Annotated in this window: 24 protein-coding genes, 1 tRNA gene and 1 pseudogene; 16 read left to right on the top strand and 10 right to left on the bottom strand. The window is 64.8% G+C overall.

What is annotated here, in order from left to right; all coding sequences use genetic code 11:
- Positions 1-55: 55 nt before the first annotated feature.
- From ASG20_RS17655 to ASG20_RS17645, 3 genes are all read right to left on the bottom strand, one after another.
- Entirely contained in the window at positions 56-1,003 is a 948-nt protein-coding gene (locus ASG20_RS17655) for a FecR family protein (RefSeq protein WP_056055878.1), read from the bottom strand.
- Positions 961-1,533, bottom strand: coding sequence for an RNA polymerase sigma factor (locus ASG20_RS17650; protein ID WP_056055876.1), 573 nt, complete (start codon positions 1,531-1,533; stop codon positions 961-963). The genes ASG20_RS17655 and ASG20_RS17650 overlap by 43 nt, the downstream gene beginning before the upstream one ends.
- A 190-nt stretch (positions 1,534-1,723) precedes the next feature.
- Positions 1,724-2,053: a DMT family transporter gene (locus ASG20_RS17645; RefSeq protein WP_056055874.1), complete on the bottom strand. Its 330-nt coding sequence runs from the start codon at positions 2,051-2,053 to the stop codon at positions 1,724-1,726.
- 206 nt (positions 2,054-2,259) lie between these two features.
- On the opposite strand from ASG20_RS17645, the gene coxB reads away from it, so the two are divergent.
- The 7 genes from coxB (at position 2,260) to ASG20_RS17610 (ending at position 9,501) form a co-directional block, all read left to right on the top strand.
- Positions 2,260-3,228: a cytochrome c oxidase subunit II gene (gene coxB, locus ASG20_RS17640; protein WP_056056080.1), complete on the top strand. Its 969-nt coding sequence runs from the start codon at positions 2,260-2,262 to the stop codon at positions 3,226-3,228.
- On the top strand, positions 3,225-5,771 hold the full coding sequence (ctaD, locus tag ASG20_RS17635) for a cytochrome c oxidase subunit I (RefSeq protein ID WP_056055872.1): 2,547 nt from the start codon (positions 3,225-3,227) through the stop codon (positions 5,769-5,771). Before coxB ends, ctaD begins: the two co-directional genes overlap by 4 nt.
- The gene (locus ASG20_RS17630; protein WP_056055870.1) at positions 5,768-6,181 is read left to right on the top strand and encodes a hypothetical protein; all 414 of its coding nucleotides are present in this window, start codon (positions 5,768-5,770) and stop codon (positions 6,179-6,181) included. Before ctaD ends, ASG20_RS17630 begins: the two co-directional genes overlap by 4 nt.
- Positions 6,178-6,810 (top strand): cytochrome c oxidase assembly protein, encoded by a 633-nt coding sequence (locus ASG20_RS17625; protein ID WP_056055865.1) that lies wholly within the window; start codon positions 6,178-6,180, stop codon positions 6,808-6,810. Before ASG20_RS17630 ends, ASG20_RS17625 begins: the two co-directional genes overlap by 4 nt.
- The gene (locus tag ASG20_RS17620; RefSeq protein WP_056055863.1) at positions 6,807-7,835 is read left to right on the top strand and encodes a c-type cytochrome; all 1,029 of its coding nucleotides are present in this window, start codon (positions 6,807-6,809) and stop codon (positions 7,833-7,835) included. The genes ASG20_RS17625 and ASG20_RS17620 overlap by 4 nt, the downstream gene beginning before the upstream one ends.
- A gap of 641 nt (positions 7,836-8,476) precedes the next feature.
- The gene (locus ASG20_RS17615; protein ID WP_082471065.1) at positions 8,477-9,040 is read left to right on the top strand and encodes a DNA-3-methyladenine glycosylase I; all 564 of its coding nucleotides are present in this window, start codon (positions 8,477-8,479) and stop codon (positions 9,038-9,040) included.
- 185 nt (positions 9,041-9,225) lie between these two features.
- Positions 9,226-9,501 carry a hypothetical protein gene (locus ASG20_RS17610; protein WP_056055862.1) on the top strand — a complete coding sequence of 92 codons (276 nt, stop codon included), beginning with the start codon at positions 9,226-9,228 and terminating at the stop codon, positions 9,499-9,501.
- Positions 9,502-9,736: 235 nt separating this feature from the next.
- Here ASG20_RS17610 and ASG20_RS17605 read toward each other — a convergent pair whose 3' ends face one another.
- From ASG20_RS17605 to ASG20_RS17595, 3 genes are all read right to left on the bottom strand, one after another.
- Positions 9,737-10,024: a hypothetical protein gene (locus ASG20_RS17605; RefSeq protein ID WP_056055860.1), complete on the bottom strand. Its 288-nt coding sequence runs from the start codon at positions 10,022-10,024 to the stop codon at positions 9,737-9,739.
- A gap of 752 nt (positions 10,025-10,776) precedes the next feature.
- Entirely contained in the window at positions 10,777-11,937 is a 1,161-nt protein-coding gene (locus ASG20_RS17600; protein WP_056055858.1) for an MFS transporter, read from the bottom strand.
- On the bottom strand, positions 11,934-12,272 hold the full coding sequence (locus ASG20_RS17595) for an antibiotic biosynthesis monooxygenase (protein ID WP_056055856.1): 339 nt from the start codon (positions 12,270-12,272) through the stop codon (positions 11,934-11,936). Before ASG20_RS17595 ends, ASG20_RS17600 begins: the two co-directional genes overlap by 4 nt.
- A gap of 109 nt (positions 12,273-12,381) precedes the next feature.
- Between ASG20_RS17595 and ASG20_RS17590 the strand changes: the two genes are divergently transcribed.
- Positions 12,382-13,257 (top strand): LysR family transcriptional regulator, encoded by an 876-nt coding sequence (locus ASG20_RS17590; RefSeq protein WP_056055855.1) that lies wholly within the window; start codon positions 12,382-12,384, stop codon positions 13,255-13,257.
- Between the two features lie 54 nt (positions 13,258-13,311).
- On the opposite strand, the gene ASG20_RS17585 is transcribed toward ASG20_RS17590, so the two are convergent.
- The gene (locus tag ASG20_RS17585; protein ID WP_056055854.1) at positions 13,312-13,998 is read right to left on the bottom strand and encodes a hypothetical protein; all 687 of its coding nucleotides are present in this window, start codon (positions 13,996-13,998) and stop codon (positions 13,312-13,314) included.
- 228 nt (positions 13,999-14,226) lie between these two features.
- Here ASG20_RS17585 and ASG20_RS20055 point away from each other — a divergent pair.
- A pseudogene (locus ASG20_RS20055) lies at positions 14,227-14,661 on the top strand (TonB-dependent receptor plug domain-containing protein); the annotation flags it as partial.
- Positions 14,662-14,999: 338 nt separating this feature from the next.
- Complete coding sequence (locus ASG20_RS19145; RefSeq protein WP_082471044.1) at positions 15,000-16,781, top strand: TonB-dependent receptor domain-containing protein; 1,782 nt, start codon at positions 15,000-15,002, stop codon at positions 16,779-16,781.
- Positions 16,782-17,568: 787 nt separating this feature from the next.
- Here ASG20_RS19145 and ASG20_RS19560 read toward each other — a convergent pair.
- Positions 17,569-18,063 carry a hypothetical protein gene (locus ASG20_RS19560; protein WP_156364412.1) on the bottom strand — a complete coding sequence of 165 codons (495 nt, stop codon included), beginning with the start codon at positions 18,061-18,063 and terminating at the stop codon, positions 17,569-17,571.
- Between the two features lie 148 nt (positions 18,064-18,211).
- On the opposite strand from ASG20_RS19560, the gene ASG20_RS17565 reads away from it, so the two are divergent.
- Positions 18,212-19,300 carry a hypothetical protein gene (locus ASG20_RS17565; RefSeq protein ID WP_056055847.1) on the top strand — a complete coding sequence of 363 codons (1,089 nt, stop codon included), beginning with the start codon at positions 18,212-18,214 and terminating at the stop codon, positions 19,298-19,300.
- 219 nt (positions 19,301-19,519) lie between these two features.
- Here the strand turns inward: ASG20_RS17565 and ASG20_RS17560 are convergent.
- Positions 19,520-19,609, bottom strand: a tRNA-Ser gene (locus ASG20_RS17560).
- A 155-nt stretch (positions 19,610-19,764) separates the two neighbouring features.
- Between ASG20_RS17560 and hspQ the strand changes: the two genes are divergently transcribed.
- The 4 genes from hspQ (at position 19,765) to ASG20_RS17540 (ending at position 21,778) form a co-directional block, all read left to right on the top strand.
- Complete coding sequence (gene hspQ, locus ASG20_RS17555; RefSeq protein ID WP_056055845.1) at positions 19,765-20,160, top strand: heat shock protein HspQ; 396 nt, start codon at positions 19,765-19,767, stop codon at positions 20,158-20,160.
- A gap of 233 nt (positions 20,161-20,393) precedes the next feature.
- Positions 20,394-20,753 carry a 50S ribosomal protein L21 gene (rplU, locus tag ASG20_RS17550; RefSeq protein ID WP_056055844.1) on the top strand — a complete coding sequence of 120 codons (360 nt, stop codon included), beginning with the start codon at positions 20,394-20,396 and terminating at the stop codon, positions 20,751-20,753.
- A gap of 13 nt (positions 20,754-20,766) precedes the next feature.
- The gene (rpmA, locus tag ASG20_RS17545) at positions 20,767-21,057 is read left to right on the top strand and encodes a 50S ribosomal protein L27 (RefSeq protein WP_056055842.1); all 291 of its coding nucleotides are present in this window, start codon (positions 20,767-20,769) and stop codon (positions 21,055-21,057) included.
- A gap of 175 nt (positions 21,058-21,232) precedes the next feature.
- Positions 21,233-21,778 (top strand): GNAT family N-acetyltransferase, encoded by a 546-nt coding sequence (locus ASG20_RS17540; protein WP_231420753.1) that lies wholly within the window; start codon positions 21,233-21,235, stop codon positions 21,776-21,778.
- 290 nt (positions 21,779-22,068) lie between these two features.
- Here ASG20_RS17540 and ASG20_RS17535 read toward each other — a convergent pair whose 3' ends face one another.
- Positions 22,069-22,938 carry a metal-dependent hydrolase gene (locus ASG20_RS17535; RefSeq protein WP_082471043.1) on the bottom strand — a complete coding sequence of 290 codons (870 nt, stop codon included), beginning with the start codon at positions 22,936-22,938 and terminating at the stop codon, positions 22,069-22,071.
- A gap of 63 nt (positions 22,939-23,001) precedes the next feature.
- Here ASG20_RS17535 and ASG20_RS17530 point away from each other — a divergent pair, with 63 nt between their 5' ends.
- Positions 23,002-23,601 (top strand): TetR/AcrR family transcriptional regulator, encoded by a 600-nt coding sequence (locus ASG20_RS17530; RefSeq protein ID WP_056055838.1) that lies wholly within the window; start codon positions 23,002-23,004, stop codon positions 23,599-23,601.
- Positions 23,602-23,608 lie beyond the last annotated feature (7 nt).

The raw sequence follows: 23,608 nt of genomic DNA, 5'->3' as shown, positions 1-23,608 counted from the left end.
TCGGAGCAGGGATGGATGAGCGCGGACAAACCGCCATCGACCGCGAAAATAAACTTTACGCGCGGGTCAGGACTATCCCTCCGGCCCGGCCTGCGGTCGCGCGGATGCCGAACGAACTACGCAGCGCGCGCAGGAATTCCGCCGGCCTGGTGGTCGCGAAGCTGCCGCCCACACGGAGCCGCGACAGCGCGGGGTCGCCGATCACGATCTTGTTCGGCAGGTACCGGTTCATCTCCGCGACCGCATAGTCGAGGCTTTCGCCGTTGAGCACCAGCGTGTCGTGCTGCCACGCGGTGACCCCGCCGATATCGTCACGCGCCTGGACACTGACCTGCCCTGCCGTGACGAGCGCAACTTCGCCCGAGCCGATGCGCAGCGTCGATCCATCGGCAATGCCGCCCGCCAGCACCGCCAGCTCGCACCCCGCGCCGCGCAGCCGGACGTTGTACGCACCGGGATCGAGCTGGAACTGCCCCCCCGGCGTCAGCAACTGCAGGCGGTGGTCGGCCGTCAGCCGCAGCGCGATCTCGCCGCGATCGAGCCAGAGCCGTGCAGGCGTTTCGTTGCGCCAGTAGACGCGGCTATCGGTATTCAGATCGAGCGAGATGCCGGGCGTCACCGCGACCGCCATCCGCTGACCGACCCGGGTCTCGGCCATGTCGCGCGCCGCAGCGCGGTAGGCGATTCCCCCGCCAACCGCCGCGACACCGACGACCGAACCGGCAGCACGCAGGAGCTGGCGCCGGTTCGGCCGTGCGACGGTTTTCGGCACGGGCTGCGCTTCAGACGAAGCCCTCGTCTCGCCCCGTGAGCCACGCAGGCCATCCAGATCGCGCCACGTCCCGGCCACCTCGGCAAAAGCCACGGCATGGCGAATATCGGAGTCGCGCCACGCCTCGAATGCCGCGACATCCGCCGATCCCGCGTCGAGCGCGGCCAGCCAGCCGGCAGCCTCGTCGGTCAGGTCGGCATGACGCTGCGGAATGTCGGAACGGCCTGGCACGCTTCCTCCGCCTGCGCTTCGCTATCGCGCCGGGCTCTCGTGATGAGCGCCAGCCCCTTAGCGATATGCTTTTCCACGGTCGAGACCGATATGCAAAGCGCTTCGGCGATGTCACCCGGCGGCATCCCCTCGACCTTCCGCATGCGCAGGACGCGCGAGCATTGCGCGGGCAGCGCGTCGATCAGGTCGAGCAGGCGTTGCAACTCGGATCGTCCCGACGCGATCGCAAAGGCGTCGGGCGCCGGGTCGGCGACACCCAGCATGTCGAGCGACGCGAGCATGTCGATCCGCACCACGTTCGCGCGACGCAGTCGTTCGAGCGCAAGATTGTGCACGATCGTCAGGACGAAGCCGCGCGGCGTGACGATCGCGCGGTAATCCGGCGTCTTGAGGACCCGCGCATAGGCGTCCTGGACAAGATCCTCGGCGTTGTCGCGGCCGCAAAGATACGCCGCCTTCGCGCGATAGGCCGGCGCATGCGGCAGCACCTCTGCGAGAAACCACCGATCGATGTCACGCAGCCAGCTCAACACATGCTCCAGAAGCCATGCTGAGCCGCCTAGCCCGGTATTCTTACACGACGGGGACAGCGTCGTTGCACCGTGGCGTTCGAACGTAGCCCTCTGCCGATGCCTTGCGGCTCTACGCTCGCCCCCCGTCAGACGCCCCATACCCGGCCATTGGAGCGCCCTCTGCCGCTCCCCAGCTTCGGCCGTCCGCTCAATGGCTCGACGCGTTCGAGAACACGTTCATGACAATGACACCGGCAATGATCAGGCCCATGCCAAATACAGCAGCAGCATCGAGCTTTTGACCCTGGAATGCCCATGAAGCCGCCGAAATCAGGACGATGCCGGCGCCTGACCAGATAGCGTAGGCAATGCCTGTCGGTATCGTTCGAAGGGTCAGCGACAGGCAGTAGAAGGCAATACCGTAGCCGATGACCGTAACAACCGTCCAAGGCATGCGGGTAAAACCATTCGACTGCTTCATTGCAGTCGTGGCACTAACCTCGGAGACGATCGCGATTGCTAGCATGAGATAGTTCATGCACGATCCGCTAGCACACCGAATGCGGCCAATGCCCAATCGATCTTCAGCTCGGTTCCTCCGGCGGCACGAGCTGAACGTATGGATTAGACCCGCCTACGCGACTGCTCTGGTTGACAGGCCTACATGACATTTCTGTCATTTTGGGTTTACGCACCCCCGCCAGCCGGGTTAGGGACGCGCTTCGCAAGAGTGGCAAGGTGATGATGCGGAAGGCTATTTTTCTTTCCGTGGGCGCATGCCTGCCGCTGTTGGCGGGATGCAACCGGCACCAGTCGACGCTGGCGCCGTTCGGCGAAGAGGCGGACAAGGTCCTCTCGATCACCATCGTTCTGGTCATCGGCGCGATCATTCTCGCGGGCGGGCTCGCGTTGCTGATGCGCCACGCGATGCGCGCGCCGGAAGGTCGGCTGACGCACAAGGGCGGGATGAAGCTGGTGCTTTGGCTCGGCGGTATCGGGCCTTCGATCCTGCTGCTGGGTCTGTTGCTTTACGCCCTGCCCGCGATGCGGCCGCGCGAGGTGGCCAACGGCGACCTGCGCATCCGGGTCGAGGGCGAGCAATTCTGGTGGCGCGTCCGCTATGCGCCGCCGGGCGGATCGATGGTCGAGACCGCGAACGAACTCCGCCTCCCCGTCGGCCGCACGGTCGAACTGTCGCTGCGTAGCCCCGACGTTATCCACAGCTTCTGGGTGCCGGGCTTGGCGGGCAAGATGGACATGATCCCCGGCCGCACCAACCGGCTCGTCGTCCGCGCGACCAAGGCGGGGACGTACCGCGGCGTCTGCGCGGAGTTCTGCGGGCTCGGCCATGCGCTGATGGCGTTCGACGTGATCGCGATGGAGCCCGCCGCATTCGAGCGCTGGCTCTCCGAACAACGCAAGCCCGCTATCGTCACCGCTTCGCCCGGCGCGCGTCTGTTTGCGAGCTATGGCTGTAGCGGGTGCCACAGCGTTCGCGGCGTCGGCCCGGTCGCGAAGATCGGCCCCGACCTCACCCACTTCGGGTCGCGCCCGACGCTCGCCGCGGGGGTGCTGCCGATGACGCACGCCAACATCGCCGGCTTCGTCCGCGATCCGGGCAAGACCAAGCCCGGCGTGCGGATGCCCGCCTTCCCGCAGATGTCGGCCGCCGAAGCCGACCAGATCGCAAGCTATCTTCAGGGGCTCAAATGACCACCGAGAGCACCCAGTATATCGCACCCGACCAGAATGATCCCGCGGTCCGCAAGGGCCAGGAAGATCGTCTGCGTGAAGTGTGGAAGCCGCCCACCGGCTGGTTCTTCCGCTGGACCGACGTCAACAACAACCGGATCGGCGTGTGGTACACGCTGACCGCGTTCGGCTTCATGCTGTTCGCGGGCGTGCTCGCGCTGATCATGCGGACGCAGCTCGCGGTACCGAACAACGACCTCGTCACGGCGAACACCTTCAACCAGCTGTTCACGCTGCACGGCTCGATGATGATGTTCCTGTTCGCGGTGCCGATGTTCGAGGCGGTGTCGATCATCCTGTTGCCGCAACTGCTCGGCGCGCGCGACCTGCCGTTTCCGCGGCTGTCGGGGTTCGGATATTGGAGCTTCCTGATCGGCGGCGTGTTCGTGTCGGGCTCGATCTTCTTCGACGCGGCGCCCGATGGCGGCTGGTTCATGTATCCGCCGCTGACGACGCGGACCGACCTCAGCGGGCTCGGTGCGGACATCTGGATGCTCGGCTTGAGCTTCATCGAGGTGTCCTCGGTCGCGGCCGCGGTCGAGCTGATCGTCGGCGTCCTGAAATGCCGCCCGCCGGGCATGCGGCTCAACCTGATGCCGCTATACGCCTGGTACATCCTGGTCGTCGCGGTGATGATCCTGTTCGCGTTCCCGCCGCTGATCGCGGGCGACGTGCTGTTCGAGATGGAACGGCTGCTCAACTGGCCGTTCTTCAACGCGGAGAAGGGCGGCGATCCGCTGCTGTGGCAGCACCTGTTCTGGATCTTCGGCCACCCGGAAGTCTACATCGTATTCCTACCGTCGATCGCGCTGTTCGCGATGCTGATCCCGACCTTCGCGCAACGGCATCTGCTCGGCTATCCGTGGATCGTGCTGGCCGCCGTCGGCACCGCGTTCCTGAGCTTCGGACTGTGGGTCCACCACATGTTCACGACCGGACTGCCGAAGATCAGCCTCGCGTTTTTTGCGGCGGCGTCGGAAGCGGTGGCGATCCCAACCGGTGTGCAGATCTTCGTGTTTATCGCGACGCTCTGGGCGGGCAACGTCAAGAAATCGACGCCTTTGCTGTATGCGAGCGGGAGTCTGGCGGTGTTCGTGATCGGCGGGCTGACCGGCGTGATGGTGGCCGTGGCCCCGTTCGACTGGCAGGCGCACGACACGTATTTCATCGTCGCGCATCTCCATTACGTGCTGATCGGCGGCACTCTGCTGCCGCTGTTCGCCGGGCTCTATTATTACTGGCCGTTGGTGACGGGCAAGAAGCTGAGTGACAAGCTCGGGCGGATCGCGTTCTGGATCATGTTCGTGGGCATGAACCTGACCTTCTTCCCGATGCATCTGTCGGGCCTGCTCGGCATGCCGCGGCGCGTGTTTACGTACCCGGAGGAACTCGGGATCGGCGGGCTCAACCTCGCTTCGACCGTGGGCTCGTACATGTTCGCAGCTGGCGTGCTGATCGTCTGCATCGACCTCGCGCTATCGCCGCGTCGCCCGAAGGCGCCGCGCAACCCGTGGAACGCAGGCACGCTCGAATGGCTCGCGCTGCCCGACGACGAGGATTGGGGTATCCGCTCGGTGCCGCTGATCGAGAGCCGCTATCCGATCTGGGACCAGAAGAACTTCGTCCAGAAGGTCGACGAGGGCCGCTTCTTCCTGCCCGACGCGGAGGAGATGCGGCGCGAGTCGATCATCACCACCGTGCTCGATGCTCGCCCCCTGCAGGTGATCCGCCTCGGTACGCCAAGCGTGAAGCCGATGATGACCGCGGTCGCGCTCGCGGGCGTGTTCATCCTGACGACGTACCACCTCTATATCTGGTCGGCGGTCAGCGGCGTCGCGACGCTTGCGTGCGTGCTTTGGTGGCTGTGGACCGGCACCGCGGAGATCCCAGAGAAGCCGACCAAACATATCGGCCACGGCATCGAGGTGCCGCTCTACACGTCGGGTCCATCGGCACCGGGCTGGTGGGCGATGTTCATCACGATGATGGCGGACGCGACCGCGTTCTCGGGGCTCGTGTTCGGCTATTTCTTCTTCTGGACGATCCACAACGACTTCCCGCCGAGCGGAGTCGGGCTGAACGGGCCGGGCGTGTTCTGGCCGATGGTCGCGTTGGCGCTGACCCTCATCGGCTGGGCCGCAACCGTCGGCGCGCGCGAAGTGCATCGCCGCGGCAACGTCGCTGCAGGTCGCATGCTACTGGTCGTCGGCATCGTCGCGACGCTGTCGAGCCTGTTCGCGGGGCTCGCCGGGCCGTGGTATTCGGGGCTCGATCCCGAACTCCACGTCTATCCGGCGATCGTCTGGACGCTGGCGATCTGGACTGCGGTGCACGCCGCAATCGGGGTCATCATGCAGACGTATACGCTCGCGCGTAGCCTCGCGGGGAAGATGACGCCGGTCTACGACGCGGACCTGCGCAACATCACCGTGTACCATCACTTCCTCGCGCTGACCGGGATCGTGTCGTTCTGCACGATCGGCCTGTTCCCGGGTGTCGCATGAAGAAGTCCGAGCGGAAGCCCGACGCTGAGCGGAAGCACTGGGCGCGCGACCTCAAAGTGACGCTGTGGACGCTGATCGTCCCGCCGACGATCTGGGCCGTGCATTTCCTGTTCTGCTATCTGTGGGTCGCGGTGACGTGCGCGAAATCGCCGACCCCGGGAACGGCATTGACCGGCTTCCCGCTCGCGACGCTGATCGCGACGATCGTGGCGCTGCTGGGAATCGTCGCGGCGGGCTACATCGCGCGTGTCCAGTCGGAGACGCCAGGCGATCCCGCGCCGCATGACGAGGGCACCGCGATCGATCGCCTGCGCTTCCTCGCGCTGTCGACGCGGTTGCTGGCAGGACTGAGCTTCGTCGCGGTGATCTTCACGGCCTTGCCAGTCATCATGTTCGGCGACTGCCGATGAGACGCGCGAGCCTCATCCTGGGCGTTGCGCTAGTCCCGCTCGGCTGGGCCTTCGCCGCAGCACCGCTCGGGATGGTCGGCCACATGGCGGGTCACATGATCGCGGTCGCCGTCGCCGCGCCGTTCCTGGCGTACGGGATCGCCGGCAGCCGCTTCGATCCCGCCGAGCGCTGGCCCGCGGTGGTGACCCCGCTCGCGATGTCGCTAGTCGAACTCGTCGTCGTCTGGCTCTGGCACCTCCCTGCGCTGAGACTCCGCGTCGACATGCAGCCCCTCGCGCTGCTTATCGAGCAGGCCAGCTTCCTAATTGCCGGCATCCTCCTCTGGAGCGCGGTACTTGGCACCCGCATTGGCGGCGCCACCGACCGTCGCGCGTCGGGTGTTGCCGCGTTGCTGCTGACATCGATGCACATGACCCTGCTCGGAGCGCTGATCGGCCTCGCCCCACGCCCCCTCTACGCGATGATGGCCCAAATGTCGGGGGGGCACCCGGCGATCCACGGCCTCGACGCACTCGAAGACCAGCAACTCGGCGGAGTCGTCATGCTGATGGTCGGCGCGGCGAGCTATTTCATCGGCGGGCTGGCGATGCTCGGCGGACTGTTGAAGACACGGAGCGCGACCGCATGACGATCCGGATAACCTGGGCGCGCGCCGCCGCTACTATCGTCGCGCTGGCGCTCGCCGGGCTGTTGTTCGCGTGGTCGGGGGTGTTCAACATCGCCGCATCGTCGGGCCATTGGAAGATCACCGACTGGTTCCTCCACTGGACGATGCGCAACTCGGTCCGCACCCACGCTGCCTTCACAGCGCCCGACGATCCCAAGGTTAAAGAGGGTCTCGTCAGCGCCGCCGGCCTGTTCAAGGCAAGCTGCGCCTCGTGCCACGGCGCGCCCGGCGTCCGCCCGCTGCCCGTAATGCAGGCCGCGACGCCCCCTGCCCCAAACCTGTCGATCAACGCACGGGAGTGGACCGACAAGCAGATCTTCTGGATCCTCAAGCACGGCGTCAAATACACCGGCATGCCCGGCTGGGCCGCCAAGGACCGCGACGACGAAGTCCGCCGCATGGTCGCCTTCGTCCGCCTGCTGCCCGAGATGTCGCCCGCGACCTATCGCTCGCTGACCGAAGTGCCGGGTGTCACCGATGCCAAGATCGCCACCTGCGCAGGCTGTCACGGTGCCGACGGACGCGGCCGGGGCCAGCCCGACATGCCCGTGCTCGGCGGCCAGAGCCCGGCGTATCTTCGCGCTGCGCTGGAGGCCTATGCGACCGGCAAGCGCCAGAGCGCAGTGATGGCGAACGCCGGCGCGACGCTGACGCCAGAGGAAATGACGCGGTTGGCGGATCACTTCGCGGCGATGCCGGGGATCGGCGGCGTCACGCCGTCGGGATCGGCAGAGGCCGCCAGGATAGACCGCGAGGGTCTCCCCAAGGTCCAGCTTCCCGCCTGCGCAAGCTGCCACGCCCCCGGCAAACCCTACCCGGTGCTCGCTGGCCAGCGCGCCAGCTACATCGCGCAACGCCTCCGCAACTGGCGTGGCGACGAGACGGTGGTCGATGCCCGCCAGTCGCAATCGACGATGCCGGTCATCGCCCGTCGCATCCCTGAGGATATGATTGATCCGCTTGCACAGTATTTTGCGGGTCGCTGAATTACCGCAGAGGCGATGCCGTCGACCCTTGCACGCAAGGCTTTTGCCTCGTCCCCACGCGTGCCCGCGATCATAGTTTCAGCGCTCGATCCCGGGCGGCAATCTCAATGCGGCCCCACTTCCAGACATTCGGGGCGGCAGCGCGCATCCCACCTCTGGACGTTCGTTCAGCCTTAGCATGGATAGCTCTTGCCCTCCCGTTCGGTGAGGCAAGGGCGTACTATGCCTGATCCGAGATAGGCTGTGAGCTTTGTGGGACTCGGGCCGACGCTGGTGGTGCGCACCTACGTCTCGCCATGTCTCTTCTGGCGACGGTGCGCCGCTCATCGTCGCCGGCTGATCTACTACTTCCGCGCACCGAGACCACTCGCAGACACTCAGACCGCCCTTCCCCGCATCCCAGCTTCGGCAACTCGTTCATCCAGTTGGGCGGCAGCGCGCGGCGGCCGACCAGCTGCCTGGACGGCCTGAAAGGCGAGGATAGCAATCGGCCCGCTTCGACCGGATCAACGCCGCACTGCTGAACGTCATCAAGGCCTGATCCGCGCCGCCGATGGCGAACGGCATCGACACGCCGGCACCGAGCGAGCATCGTCCCGGGCAGCATGCAGATCGACAGCAAAGACCGGGCAATGCCCGCCATGACTCGCGCCGAGCTATCCCGCTGCCGATGGGCGCAGAGCGACCCGTTGCTTGCGGCGTATCACGACGCCGAATGGGGCGTGCCCGAACGCGACCCGCGCGCGCTGTGGGAAAAGCTGATGCTCGACGGATTTCAGGCCGGGCTCGCCTGGATCACGATCCTGCGCAAACGCGACGCATTCCGGGCTGCTTTCGCAGACTTCGATCCGGACATCGTCGCGCGGTTCGGCGAGCCGGACGTCGCGACGATGCTTGGCAACGCCGGTATCGTCCGCTCACGCGCCAAGATCGTGGCGACGATCGGCAATGCCCGCGCCTATCTCGCGATGCGCGACGCCGGCGAGGATTTCGGTGGCTTCGTCTGGAGTTTCGTCGATGGTACGCCGGTGATCGGCGACGGTGCCAAGGCGCTGACCCGCTCGCCTGCCTCCGAAGCCCTATCCGCGGCGCTCAAGCAGCGCGGGTTCAAGTTCGTCGGCCCCGTCATCGTCTACGCCTGGATGCAGGCCTGCGGTCTCGTGAACGACCACGAGACATGCTGTTTCCGTCGAGCCGGATCATGAAGGCGCCACCGCCGGGATCTGGCGACACTCTCATGCAGGGGCCCTACGGACCATAGCTGTTCGCTATCCCGGCAGGGCGATCGCCGCGACGATGGTGGCATCCAGAACCACCGTTTAGGCGACAGCGCGATGATGCCGCTGACGCTGTTGACGCTGTTCGCGTCACGCCGTTCGTCTGGCTGACCTTGCTGACGCTGCTGCTGTACGGCGCGCTGGGCGGATTGCTGGTGTTGCTGCCGTATTGGTTGATCGTCGGCGGCGGAATACACACCGACCAGGTGGGTTTCGCGTTGCTCCCCTTCTCGATCGTGATCGGCACCGCATCGGGGTTCAACAGCGCTATCCCACGAACCCGCGGCTTGATCGCAACGGCGCTGACGCGCGCCGTTGTCGCCGCATCGGTAGTACAGTTGACTAGTGCGTTCCATACCGCAGCCCTGCTGACAGAACGTTCGCGGTAACGGCAGGCCATCATTGCATTTGCGACACTCGGTCAAGAGCATGGCAGGCGATAGCCTTACGTTTGGACCTAGAAGCGGATATTCACGTCACTATCCCCGCTTCCCAACTTCGGACACTGGTTCACCTTTGCGATACGACCAACTTTGACACCCGGCTATCTACTCGAGAATGTCTTGATGGGAAGCAAAGCGGACTGGCCGGTTTTGGCGAAGTTGCCGCAGAAATAACCACCGCCTATCTGCGTTCGGTCCCACGCGGAAAGTGCGGTCCTTCGACGACCCGCGCCTGCATGTCCGCCCAGAGCGCCGACTTGCCTTGCTCAATCATTCTGCAGGCCTTGGACAGCCCGGCATCGGTCATGCCGTGTGTCGCCGTAATCACGTTGCGAGCCGCTGGCTGATCGAAGCGGAAGCTATGGTCACGGGAGGCAAGCGCAATAGAAATTGCCCTATCGTAACCTTCTTTGGTCAGCGGTATGCGGTTCTCTAGCATGACTGCATGGATCAACTCGTCGCTGAACACGCAGCGGATAGAACCGGAGCCGCCTTGTGTATCGAATAGCCGTATCCGGACGACTGGCGGTGACGTTGAACCGGCTCCCGTTTCCATCGCCCAAGCGAACTGATCTTCTCGCTGCAAGCCCTTGGATCCGCACGATGTGATAACAAGGGCGCATGCGGCAAAGGTCCACCGCAACTGCGCTAACCTGATTCTCATCCTATAACGATGTCAGGCTTTGCGCACGAAAGCTACGCCAGTTCTCAATCCGCAAATTTGATGCGTCAGCGTCCGCAGTTGGGCCGCTGTGGGGAGGAAAACGGCCCGTCCGCTATTGGGAAGGCAGATGGCGTTAGCGGACGTCGCATGACGCTGCGGCCTTTCTCAAAAGGGATCAAACTTCGGGAAACGTAACGGGCACAGAATAGTCCCACGGGCACGGCCTCAAACCGCCGGGGCAGCGATAATCTTACGCGACGAAGTACATCCTCAGCTGGACTGTCGCATTCCCCTCAGCGTCGCCTTACGGCGGAACAATAAGCCACCAACTATGAGGACAATCACGATACCTCCCGGCATCTGTACCAACCAGAACCTGTCATCGCTGCCGAGATCCCAAGGCCAAGCATGACAGCTTGAGGCACCTGGCGAATACCCACATGCCAAATTTGACAGGTAAACGTAGAATAGGACCGCACAGCCGCTGACAAAGGCCGACAACGCAAAAAGGAGATTGGACAGAAGACGCATGTCGATGGTCTGCTACAGCGTGACCACTACGGCAAGGGCGTGCTGTCTTGATGGGGCTGCAGGGCAGTTACCCGCGCCACCGCAAGCAACATCAACGCTGCCCATGGCAATGCGCCCGCGCCAAACCCGTCGAGCAAATACCCGCCGACAACCGCACCGCCGGCGATCGCTAGGTTCCAGGCAGTGACGATCATGGCTTGCGCGATATCCGCCGACGCGCCCGCTGCACGTGCGGAAGCGGTCTGCAACACGGTCGCTGCGCCACCGAAGCCCAGCCCCCAGGCCGCAGCCGCCGCGTAGACGCCGATGGGTCCGACGGACGCCGCCAGCAGCATCGCGGCGCTGGCGAACAGCACGATGCCGATGCCGATTAGCAGGCGGAGATGGCGGTCGACCAGCATCCCAGTCAGCACGATGCTCACCAGCCCGGCCACACCGAAGGCGAGCAACACGCGGTCGATCTGCGCAGGCATGCCGGCCCGTGCCAGCAGCGGTGCGATGTATGTGTAAAGGATGTTGTGCGCGAGGACGAAGGCAAGCGTCAGAAGCAACACCGGACGCATGCCGGGTAGCACGAAGACGCGCCCCAGCGAGGGCCGGTCCACCGCGTCCTCGCCCGGAAAATCCGGCAGTCGCAGCGCCATCCAGCCCGCCAGCATTACGGCAATCGCGCTCAGCAGCACGAACGCCGTACGCCACCCCGCCAGAGTGCCGAGCATCGTTCCGGCGGGGATTCCGATCGACAATGCCAGCGGCGTGCCGGCCATCGCCACCGCCATGGCGCGCCCGGCCATGCGATCGGGCGCCATGCGGAGAGCATAACCAGCCAGCAGCGCCCACAGCAAACCCGCCGATACGCCGCCGACGAAGCGTGCGACGAGCGACACGACGAAGCTGCCCGTCATCGCGGTGAGCAGATTGGCGACGGCGAACCCGGCTATCGCACCGATCAGCAGCGGGCGTCGTTGCCATTGTCGGGTCGCGGCCGTCAGCGGTATCGCGGCGAGCAGCGACCCGAGCGCGAAAACGCTGACCCACTGCCCGGCCAGCGCCTCGCTCACGCTAAAGCTGCGCCCGATCTGCGGCAGCAGACCGGCGGGAAGCGCCTCTGTCAGGATGGTGACGAACCCCGCGGCGGCCAAGGCAAGCAGCCCTGACAGCGGCAGTCGATCGGATGCAGATGTCATGCGGCGACCGGCGGCAGCACGAGGTCACCGACGGTATAGGTATGAAATCCACTGCTCGATACGGCGTTCAGCTGCTCGAACTTCTCGACGAAGGCGGGGTCCGAGAAAAGCAGTTCGACATTGCCGGGATCGGAAATGGCTTCGACGTTCACGACGGTCAGGTCATCGGTGCTTTTGGCAAGGCTGCTCCAGAGAAACCCGGGCTTTCGCTCGGCAACATAGTGGACGACGTCCTGGATGATACGGAACGCCTCGTCCTGTTTGCCGGGATGGGCGTGGATGACATCAACGATGAACGTCGTCGGCCTGGTTGAATGTGTAAACGTGGCGGCCATGTCGCGCTCCCAATCGTGCCTGGAGCGCCGGAGTTAGGCCAGTCGGCGACGGGGAAAAACGGGCCGATGTTCCGATGACTGCGGAACATCGTTCCGGTATATCGGCTCGATGGATCAGTTCGCCGCGCTTACCGCATTCGCCCAAGCTGCCGAGACCGGCAGCTTCGTCGCCGCCGGCCGTCAATTGGGACTGACCGCATCTGCCGTCGGCAAGGCGGTCGTGCGGCTGGAGGAGCAGCTGCAGACGCGCCTGTTCCACCGGAATACCCGCAAGATGGCGCTGACCGAGGAAGGGCGCATGTTCCTCGAGCGATGCCGCCGCATCCTGGCCGAGATGGAAGCGGCCCGCGCGGAATTGGGCCAGACCCATCCCATGCCTCGGGGCAGGCTCCGCGTCAGCCTGCCGCTGGTTGCGATGTTCCTTGCGCCGGTATTGGCCGACTTCATGGCCGCATATCCCGAGGTCCAGCTCGATCTGGACTTCAGCGATCGGCTGGTCGACGTGATCGATGAGGGCTTCGACGCCGTAGTGCGGACGGGATACCCCACGGACAGCCGGCTGATGAGCCGCAACGCCGGGCGCTTCCGGCTACTGCTCGTGGCCGCCCCCGCCTATCTGGCCGAGTACGGCAGCCCGGCGTCGCCGCAGGATCTGGCAACCCACCGCTGTCTGCGACAACGCTCCCCCAGTACGGGCAAGCTGCGCCCCTGGCCCCTCGCCGGGGCTGCGTCGGTCGTGCCGGAAACGATGAGCGCCAACGTCGTCGATCCGCTGATCCACTTGGCGATCACTGGACACGGCATCGCCTGCCTGCCGCCGTTCGCGGTGCGGCAGGAAATCCTCGACGGTCGGCTCGTGTCGTTGCTGGAACAGCATGTCCACGCCGTCGATCAGTTCAACGTATTGTGGCCAGCCAGCCGCCAGGTGACAGCGCGGTTGCGGGCGTTCATCGACTTCATGACGTCCCGCCTGACACCGGAGTAACCGTCGAACCGGTGCAAGTGATGCACGTTTACCGACGCAGCCCCTCGACATTGCCTACGGGGTCGTGGCCAAGTCGCGCCTGACCGCGTCGAGCGAGATCGGCGAGGCGGGCAACACGAAGCGCGACGCCGGTATGCGCGCGTGGTCGATCGTGTCGAGTGTCATCCCGAGGAAGACGAGCGGCGCACCCTTGTCCAGCATACCCTCCATGAAAGCCCACGGGTTTTCGGCGCCGAAAATGCCGTGCATCGTGCCGATCGACGCGGCGAACTGCTTGCGCATCACTGCGGCAAGCGGCGCCAGGGTCGGATCGTCGCTGACGACCAGATAGGGTTCGTCGTCGCCCCCGCTCTTGCCGTCGAAGATCAGGCCATAGGCCACCCCCTTGCGCCCCCGGATGCTGACCGCGCCGCGTGCGACGAGACGCGCGTCGGCCTCGCTCTTGTGCGGCGATGGTCGCACATTGGGCTTCACCTGTTCGATCATCACGGTGGCGATGTCCTCCTGCCGCATGACGGTCGGGCCGGCAGCATTGGTCTCTACGATATAGTCTCGCCCCGCCTTCGTCAGGAAATAATGGGAAGCGTCGCCGATCGTCACCCGGTAATCACCCTCGGTGGCGATCTCGATCGTCATCATTCTGCTGTCGTCGGAACCGACATAGTGCGCCGTCATGTCGGCGAAGGCAGGACCAGCCCATGCCGCCGCAATGACGGCCAGAAACGCAAACCCAAGCTTCATGTCTCGTCCGTTGGTAAAAGGGGAACCGGGTGCACTCCGTAGCACAAGCAGCACCTCTACGCTGATCACCGTTACCTATCCGAAACAATAGATGCAACTCATTCGCATTAGCGTAATTGCCACCCAACAAAAGGGGTACGCAAACATGAGGCTTCAAACGACGCGCCGATTTTCGCGCAACGCCGCACTGGGGGACTGCCCCTGGCGATACTGCCGCCGCTCCCGGCTTTGGCGCAGGCGATCGAACAGGCCAGCGTTCCGACGGCTGATGCCACCGGCGCCGAGATCATCGTCCAGGCCAGCCGGTCCGCGGACGGGTATCGGCCGACGGATTCCTACGTCGCATCCGGCGTTGCAGCCGATGTCCTGAACACGCCCCGTTCGATCAGCATGGCCAGCCAGCAGGTCCTGCAGGACCGCGGCGTCGTCAATCTCGAACAGGCGTTCAAGACGTTGCCGGGCGTCAGCCAGAACAACAGCTTCGGGGGCACGCAGGACAGCTTCAACATCCGCGGCTTCCGCGTCTATTCCTCGGTCGCCTCGACCAATCCGGGCATCCTGATCGACGGCGTGCGCGGCGCGATGGCGAGGGGCTTCCAAGCCAATACCGACCGGGTCGAACTGCTCCCCGGCCCCTCGGCGATGCTCTATGGCCGCACCGAGCCCGGCGGCGTCATCAACATCGTCCGCAAGCAGCCGCTCTATACCGCGTATCGCGCGTTCGAGGGCAATATCGGCAGCTACGGCCAGTACCGCGCGGTCGGCGATGTGTCGGGACCGATCGGCCAGCTTGCCGGTGGCGAAACCGCTTACCGTCTCGTGGTCGCTGGTGAGAAGCAGGGTTATTGGCGCAATGTCGGCCACGACATGCGCAACCTGCTGATCGCGCCATCGCTGGGCTGGCACGGCGACAACACGCAGCTGGTGCTCGCGTACGAGTATAACGACAGCACCGCGCCGATGGATCGCGGCACGATCCTGCAAACGGCAAGCCCGTCGCGGTGCCGGCAAAGCGAAGCTTTTCGGAGGATTTCTCGCGCTATCACAGCGTCAGCCATTTCGTCCGCGGCAATCTCGATTACGAAGCCACCGACTGGCTCACGTTGCGGACGCGCGCGGCGTACATGAACTATCTCACCTCCGACGTTCAGGTGAATGCGTCACGGCTGAACGCGCAGGGTGACCTGACGCGGTTCGTCCTCGCCAATCATCATGGCCGTCAGGAAAACACCTATCTTCGGGAAACCGGCGTCGCGACGTTCGCCACCGGCGCGCTCAAGCATGAACTGCTGTTCGGCGCGGCGCAGGGCGAGGTCAGCGACGATTCCAGCAAAGGCGTGTTCCTGCCGAGCGCGTCGCTGCTCTACCGCCTGACCGATCGCGTCAGCGTCTATGGCAGCTACAGCACATCCTACCATCCGAACGCATCGGTCCCCGCCGCCGGGCCGGTCCCCGCCTCGGGACCGTTCGCACCCGAAAAGGGCGAAGGCTGGGAAGCCGGCGCAAAGGCGGAATTTCTCGGTGGCAAGTTGCTGACGACCGCCGCTTTGTTCTGGATCGACAAGACCAACGTGCTGACCACGTCCGACGACGTTACCTCGACCGTGGGCAGCGTGCGCGCGCAGGGCGGCGAGCTGACGGTCTCGGGTCAGGTCACGCCGGCGTTCAACCTGACCGCCAGCTACACCTATCTCGATGCTAAGGTGCGCGACGATCCGACGCTCGGCGGCAATCGCTTCGTCAATGTACCCACCGACAAGGGCTCGATCTTCGGCACGTACGAGATCAGGTCGGGTGCGCTCAAGGGACTGGCGGCGGGCTCGGGCATCACCGCCTCCAGCCGGATCGCCATCGACACCGCCAACTCGGCATTTCCGCCCAGCTACGCCACGGTCGATGCGGTACTGCGCTACCGGGCGCGACTGGCCAACGGCATGGTCTGCCGCTTCCTGCTCGAACCCGGCGACACCGTGCTGGTCGACGATCCGTGCTATTTCAACTTCCTCGCTCTGCTCCGCACACACCGAGTCAAGGTGGTTGGCGTCCCGATGACGCCAATGGGGCCGGACGTAGCGGCGTTCGCCGCCGCGCTCGCGGAGCACCGCCCGCGCTTCTACCTGACCAATTCCGCGGTCCATAATCCAACCGGCGCCACGCTGGCGGCAGCGACCGCGCACAAGCTGCTGAAGCTCGCAGAGGCGCATGACTTGGTCGTCGTCGAGGACGACATCTTCGCCGATTTCGAACACATCGTCGCGCCGCGGCTCGCTGCATTCGACGGGCTCGACCGCGTGATCCGCATCGGCAGCTTCTCGAAGTCGCTCTCCGCGGCCGTCCGCTGCGGCCATATCGTCGCGCGGCCAGACTGGATCGAGGCGCTCGCCGATCTGCGGATCGCGACATCGATGTCAGGCAATCCGCTGTCGGCCGACCTGCTTCACGGCGTCCTGATCGTCGGCAGCTATCGCCGGCATGTCGAGACCGTCCGCGCCCGACTGGCGCGCGCGATGGCGCGGACGGCGAAGCGACTCCGCGCGGTCGGGATCGAACCGTGGATCGAGCCCGACGCTGGCATCTTCCTCTGGGCGCGGTTACCGGACGGAATGGACGCGGTCGCGCTTGCCCGCGCTGCGCTGGCGGAAGGCATCGTGCTCGCACCTGGCAACGTGTTCAGCACCAGCGGCGCGTGGAGCGACTATCTTCGTTTCAACGTGTCGATGTGTGACGAGGAAGCGCTGTTTGCATTTCTGGCGAAGGCGTGTCGCGCTGCCGCCCAAGGCTAGCGATAATTACTATTCACTGATTGGCAGTAGACTGTAGTTCATCTGATTGACGAATACCCGCAGCTTGGGCGCGACGGCGACAATGTCGTGTTCCTAGTAACTCTTCCGGTCGTTCACGCCCCCCATTTTCGATATTCGTTATGCGATAAACTAGCCGTTTTTTGTCGTGATCTGACGAGCAAAAACGTGGGGATATGATCATCGCCGACCTTTAAAATGCCCGTTCCGGCTAGTCCAACTGGCGTCTAGCGTTACGGCGGCAGAAATGGAGGCAAAGATGACTGCCAGCTCTCCGGTAGCGCAGGCGAGTGCCTGACCGATCACGCTTCGGCAGGTATGAGATGCCGGGCGCAAGCACCCTTCTATGCGGGCAGCACCCGCCTCAACAGCACCAGGGCGCGCCGCTGACCAGGTGAGGGTTCGCGCAGGGGCTCGCGGGAAGCGGCATCGGCGACTCGGGATGCCAGAGGCCCGCCCGCCGCTGGAGGTTCGGCATCTCGGAATCGATCACCGCTAGCGTTTTGCCGCCCCATAGCGCGTTGCACTTCGATAGCGCATCGCCTCCGCATAGCACTTGTCCGGCCCGATCCGGCTCACCGTCATCCAGAAGCCGAATGGCGCATGCTAGGTGCAAGGTCGATGGTGCGCGCGGCCACCGGCGCCTCGGATGGTGCGGTAGGCGCGGCCTGTCCGCCCGGTCCCGCGAGCGCGGTTGCGATCCGCGATTTTCCCATTTCTGTCTAAAGTCTCCGCCCCGCGCCATAGTCTCGGCAGCGCCAGCACCGCCTTAGCCACCCGGCCCGCCCTCTAGATCGCCAACGCATTGCGCGTCAGGATCGTCCACCGCCATCCGTTTCAGGTCCCGCGCCTGCGCGGCCACCCCAGGAAACAGCATGTCGGGATCGATCTTGTAGGTACGGATCAGGCGAACCACCCAGGCATAATGGCGTGCGCCTGCGTCGCAGCTGTTGCTGCCGCCGTCGCTCTCGCCCCACACCTCGCGCCACGGCATCCGCGCTTCCTGGGTAAGGATGGTTCGAAATGCGCCGACTTCGCCCTCGCCCTGAATATAGGCGATGGCTCGCGGTCCGTTACGAAAGACGCGAAAGTCTCTGATGCGGAAACGTGCCTCCGGTCGTGCGTCACCGTGGTGCAGCACCCCCAGGATGGCCCTTCGTTCGGGGCTGCCCGGCGCGGGCGTGACGACGGTGGGCCCGCTTGCAGGTGCCAGGACGAGAGCGAGAAGCAACGTCGCAGTGTTGACCAGAAGGGAAAAGATCATACCGTCTGTTCGTATCAGACTTCAGGCGGCGGTGGACCGGCCTTGATGCGATCGTGCCGGGGTTTCGGTCGCTGCGATTCGCATCGCTCTCCCGGTAGCGATGCCGTACAGCCAAGGCCCCCAACTCCTCTTGCTCGACAGGCTTCCCATGCACGGCCTCCGCTTTCTTGCCGGGATGCTTGTCCTTCTAGCGCTGCCAGCGAGCGCGATTGACGCACCCGAGACGATGTATGAAGGGACGGTCGGCACCGCCCGCGTCGTCCTGTCGATCGAGGAAAACGAGGGGGAGGTGTCCGGCCAGTATTTCTACCGGACGTCGCGGCTCGACATCGATCTTTCCGGCAAGATGGCGGGTACCACCCTGCGCCTGGAATCGCGGACGACGGGCGATCAACTGGTCCTGATCCGGCAGGGGGCCAACCTTACTGGTGCGTTGACGACGTCGAAGGGGCGACGCCTTCCGGTGAGTCTGCATCCTGCGGGCATTCCGGTCGAGCTGCCCGACGACCTGCCGCCCAAGCTGACCGCCTATGAGCGCTGGCATTTCGCCGGGCTCAGCTTCACGCCCGCGCAAAGCGAGACGATCGGCGGCAGGACCATTCGCTGGTACCGCGAGCCGCTGTCCGGCATCCGACTGTTCCGGCTCGAACGCGGCTATGCTGCGCCGGCAATGGCCGCGGTCAACCATGCGCTTGCCCGCAGCCAATGGCAGAATGTGGCAGCGTGGTTCGCCTGTACCGACATGGGCGGGAAACCCGGCATCGAGGTGACGCAGGCCGGCAAGCCTTGGCTCGGTGTGAGTCATATGAGCTATGTGTGGACCACGAGCTGGAGTTGTGCCGGCGCCGCGCATCCGGATTTCGGAACCCAGGGCTACAGCTATGACATGCGCACCGGGCACGCGCTGACGCTGGACGAGTTGCTGCACTTCGGATCGGGTCCCATTCCTGATGAAGACAGCGACGCCTGGTACAAATATCGCGGCAAAAGCTTCGCTCCCGGCGTGGTCGCGTTGCTCAAGCGCTATCACCCCGACGAGATGGCGCCGCCGGGCACGAGCGATGACGACTGCAATTATGCGGACCCGGAGGTGTGGCAATTCCCAGCCTGGGCTCTGTCGGACAAGGGGCTTTGGCTCGGCGCCTATTTCGCCCGAGCGCAGCGGCCGTGCGACAGCCCGGATTGGGCCATCATCCCCTGGTCCGCGCTGGACCTCCCTCCCGACAAGCGACCCTAGCCGACACGGCTTGCCGAGCTGCACGAGTGCTTCTACGCTGACTTGGCCTGATGGCAGCGAAGTTGATACCCCTAGGACGTCTTTGGCGTACCCCAGAATACCCTCACCCAGCCCGCGCTCGGCTGAGACACGATTGATCGGTGAGAGACTACCGCACGAGAAAAAGCACGGCTAATCTGCGCCGTGTAGGACGGCATGAGACCGGTTGATCTAGGAAGTTGGCGGAGAGGGTGGGATTCGAACCCACGGTACCCTCGCGGGTACGCCGCATTTCGAGTGCGGTACATTCGACCACTCTGCCACCTCTCCGCAGGTCATCCAAGGCGCTGCGAACAGTTCCTCCGATCGGTCGAAGCGCGGCCTCTAATGAAGTGCCCCTGGGGACGCAAGCGGATTTCGAGGTTCGGGGAACCGTCGGGCGCGTTTTCCTTGTGCAGCGCAAAACAGACCCTAAATTGGCGGATATGCCCCGACACGACAGTATCGCTCACGACATCACCGGCCCGCTTATTCCCGCCGAGGTGATCGCACCGCCGATCTCGCATGCGAATTTCTCGATCGGCGACGTCGTGCGGCACCGGCTGTTCGACTTTCGCGGGGTGATCTTCGACGTCGACCCCGTGTTTGCGAACAGCGACGAATGGTATGCGGCGATTCCCGAGGACATTCGTCCGCGCAAGGATCAGCCGTTCTACCATCTGCTCGCGGAGAACATGGAGTCGAGCTACGTCGCCTATGTCAGCCAGCAGAACTTGGTGCCCGACGATAGCGACGAGCCGGTCGACCATCCGGCGATCGATGGGCTGTTCAGTGAATATGCTGATGGGCGGTACGCGCTTCGGCAGGTTCATCGGCACTGAGCGAATCGCTCGCTCGTAGAAGTTTGTTCTCGCGCGAAGGTGAGAGCCCAGTCTGGGTCACCGCCTTTGCGAGGAGGCTATTTCCCACCTCACCGGTGGGCAGCGCTTCGCGCTAAACGACCCCTTCCCGCCCCTTCGCGGTTGACAACTCTCCCCCCCTCGCTTAGCTGCCCGGCTTCTTCCGGCGGACCCTGCGTTCGTGGGATACACGTATTTGGAAAGTGACAAGGGCCATGTTCGCAGTCGTGCGCACGGGCGGCAAGCAGTATCGCGTCGCCGCCGGAGATAAGATCGTCATCGAGAAGATCGAGGGCGATGCAGGTGCGTCGGTGACGCTGGGTGACGTGCTGCTGGCGGGCGAAGGCTCCGAGCTGCGGTCCGTCGAGGGCTTCGTCGTCTCTGCAGAGATCATCGCGCAGGCGAAGGCGGACAAGGTCATCGTCTTCAAGAAGCGTCGTCGTCATAACTATCGTCGTAAGAACGGCCATCGCCAGCAGCACACGATCCTGAAGATCGTGTCGGTCGGCGGCCAGACTGCCCAGGCGAACTCGGCGCGCAACGAGGGCGACACCGCCCCGGCCGCTCAGGCATAAGGAGTAGCTTCAGATGGCACATAAGAAAGCAGGCGGCTCTTCGCGCAACGGTCGCGATTCGGCCGGTCGTCGCCTCGGCGTCAAGAAGTTCGGTGGCCAGGCGTGCGTCGCCGGCAACATTCTCGTGCGTCAGCGCGGGACGAAGTTCTACCCGGGCACGAACGTCGGTATCGGTACCGACCATACGCTGTTCGCGCTGGTCGATGGCCGCGTCGTGTTCAGCCAGGGCAAACTTGGTCGCAAGTTCTGCTCGGTCGAGCTGGCAGCGAACGACACTGCCGACATGGCAGCAGCAGCCGAATAACATCGGGTAACCATCCGGGTTGCCCACCAGGGTGACCCGGGTCGCGAAAGCGAACCTGAACAAGGGAGACGGGTCACCCCGGCTCCCTTTTTTATTGCTCCCTCCCCCCTCGCCTGTCGCCGCCGTGTCATCCGGACATGGTATTCGTCGGGCGCGATGCGTGAAGGAGAGAGCCGTGTTCGCGCGCACCAAGAGACTGACATTGCGGCCGGGTTGGCCGGAAGATGCGCCTGCGTTGGCGCGGGCGATCGGCCACGAGTCGGTGGTCGCCAAGCTGGCGCGTGCGCCCTGGCCATATGCGCTGGGGGATGCCGAGGCGTTTCTCTCGGAGCCGCGCGGCGGGCACGAGCCGCGATTCCTGATCGAGACCATGGAGACCGGTGCGCCGCGACTCGTCGGTGGGATCGGACTTCAGGTTGCCGAACCGGGCCATGAACTCGGCTATTGGCTGACGCCGGATGCCTGGGGGCGCGGGTATGCTACCGAGGCTGGTGAAGCCGTCGTTGCGATGGCGCGGCATGCGCTGGGCCTGCACCGGCTGGATGCTTTTCATTTCGTGGACAACCCGGCGTCGGGGCGCGTGCTGGCCAAGCTCGGGTTTCGGCCTACGGGGCGGGTTGAGGCTCGGACTTCGCGGGGCCGTGGTGGGGAAGCGCCTGCAGTGATGTTCGAGCTGGATCTGGATGAAGATCGATGTTCGCCGATGCCTTTGGCGGCGTGATTCGCAGCACCGTCGCCACACAATCGCACACCACCCCGGCGAAGGCCGGGGCCCAATTGGAAAGGTCGCAGTAACGGAGCGATGTACTCTGTTAGCAACGTTCCCCAATTGGGCCCCGGCCTTCGCCGGGGTGGTGCTTCAGTTTATGTGGGTAGCCCCTCAGCAATAGCTGTTCCCCCGCGAAGGCGGGGGTCCAGGAGTCACGGGCCGCGACGTTTGGTACCCTGGGCTCCCGCCTTCGCGGGAGAACTAGGAAGTAGCGTAGAAGCTCGGAGCTTGCAGGCCGAGGCTCAGGCGACCGCAACCGCCCGCTTCGCAATCGGCAGCACCGCCGCCTCATACTCGCTCTCCGCCAGCCCGATCAGCGCGCGGTCGTCGTGCTTCCAGGGATGGAACCCCGGCAGGAAATACGCGGCCCAGACGCCGGCGATCTTGCGCGCCATCCCGGGGTTGCCGAACGCGTACCACGCCATCCGCGCCCACACCTTCGGTCCGGTCAGCCCGTCCTGCCGCAACAGTTCCGCCATCCCCCGCGCACGCCCGGTGAAGAAGCGCCAGGTCGTGATCAGCATCACCAGCGACTTTACCCGCCAGCGCGTGAACCGCGGCCAGTCGCGAGTCGCGTGCAGCCACGTGTCGTAGGCGACGCCCTTGTGCTCGATCTCCTCGGCCGCATGCCAGAGCCAGAGCGCCGCCGCCTGCTGGTCTCCGCCCGCGAGGTGCTTGGGATTCGCGATCAGTTCGTGCGCGAGCATCGCGGTGAAATGCTCGAGCGCGGTGGTGGCGGCGAGGCTCGCGATCTCCGGCCGCCCCTGGGTCAGCGCCAGGGCCGCGTCGACATCGACGATGAGCGGCGCGACGTCGTACCCTTGGTCGGTGACGTGGCGGTTGAACGCGACGTGCTCGCGGGTGTGGATCACCTCCTGCTTGATGAAGGCGTTGATCTCGGCGTGGAGTTTGGGCGGCGTGCCCTCGCGGAACTTCCTGACGCTGTCGACGAAATAACCCTCGCCCTTCGGAAACGTCACCGACAGCGCGTTGTAGAACGCCGTCGCGATTGGATCGTCGTTCAGCCACCAGCGGCGAATCGCGGCGCCGCGGCCGAAGCGGCGGTCGCGCGGGGTGATCGTCAGATCGGCAGGCGTGGTTGCTTTCGCCACGGAAACCTCCAAACAGGAATGAACACTCGTTACTTACATCGATGTAAATAGGTTTCCCGGTCCGTGACGTCAACACCGCGCAAGCGACTCTCCCCCACCGAATCGCGTGAAGCCGCCGTCGAGGCTGCGCGAGCCCTGCTCGTCGAGAGCGGCCCCAGCGCCGTCACGCTAAAGGCCGTGGCAGGTCGCGTCGGGCGGACGCACGCCAACCTGCTCCACCATTTCGGCTCGGCGGAGGCGCTGCATACCGCGCTGATCACGCGGATGGCGGCGGATATCGTCGGCACTATAGGTGCAGCCGTTCTGCGCGTGCGGGCAGGCGAACTCGATCCGCGCGAGGTGGTGGAGATGACCTTCGACGCGTTCGGCAAGGGCGGCGCGGGCGCGCTGGCGAGTTGGATGATCCTGTCGGGCAATACCAACGCGCTCGATCCGATCCTGACCGCGATCCACGATCTGGTCGACGAACTGGCGGAGGGTGACATGCCCGGCGACCAGCCGATCCAGGAACAGACGTTGACGCTGGTGCTGATGGCGCTCGGCGATGCGCTGATGGGGGCACCGATGGCGCGTGCGCTCGGGTTGCCGGTCGGCAAGGCGCGCGAACTCGCGCTCGATGCGTTGCTCGCCAGCAAGGACGCGGCTGCCCCTGCCCGCTGCTGACTCCTTC

The sequence above is a fragment of the Sphingomonas sp. Leaf198 genome, from assembly GCF_001424005.1.
Lineage (GTDB): Bacteria > Pseudomonadota > Alphaproteobacteria > Sphingomonadales > Sphingomonadaceae > Sphingomonas.
This window is presented reverse-complemented; position numbering and strand designations above follow the sequence as displayed.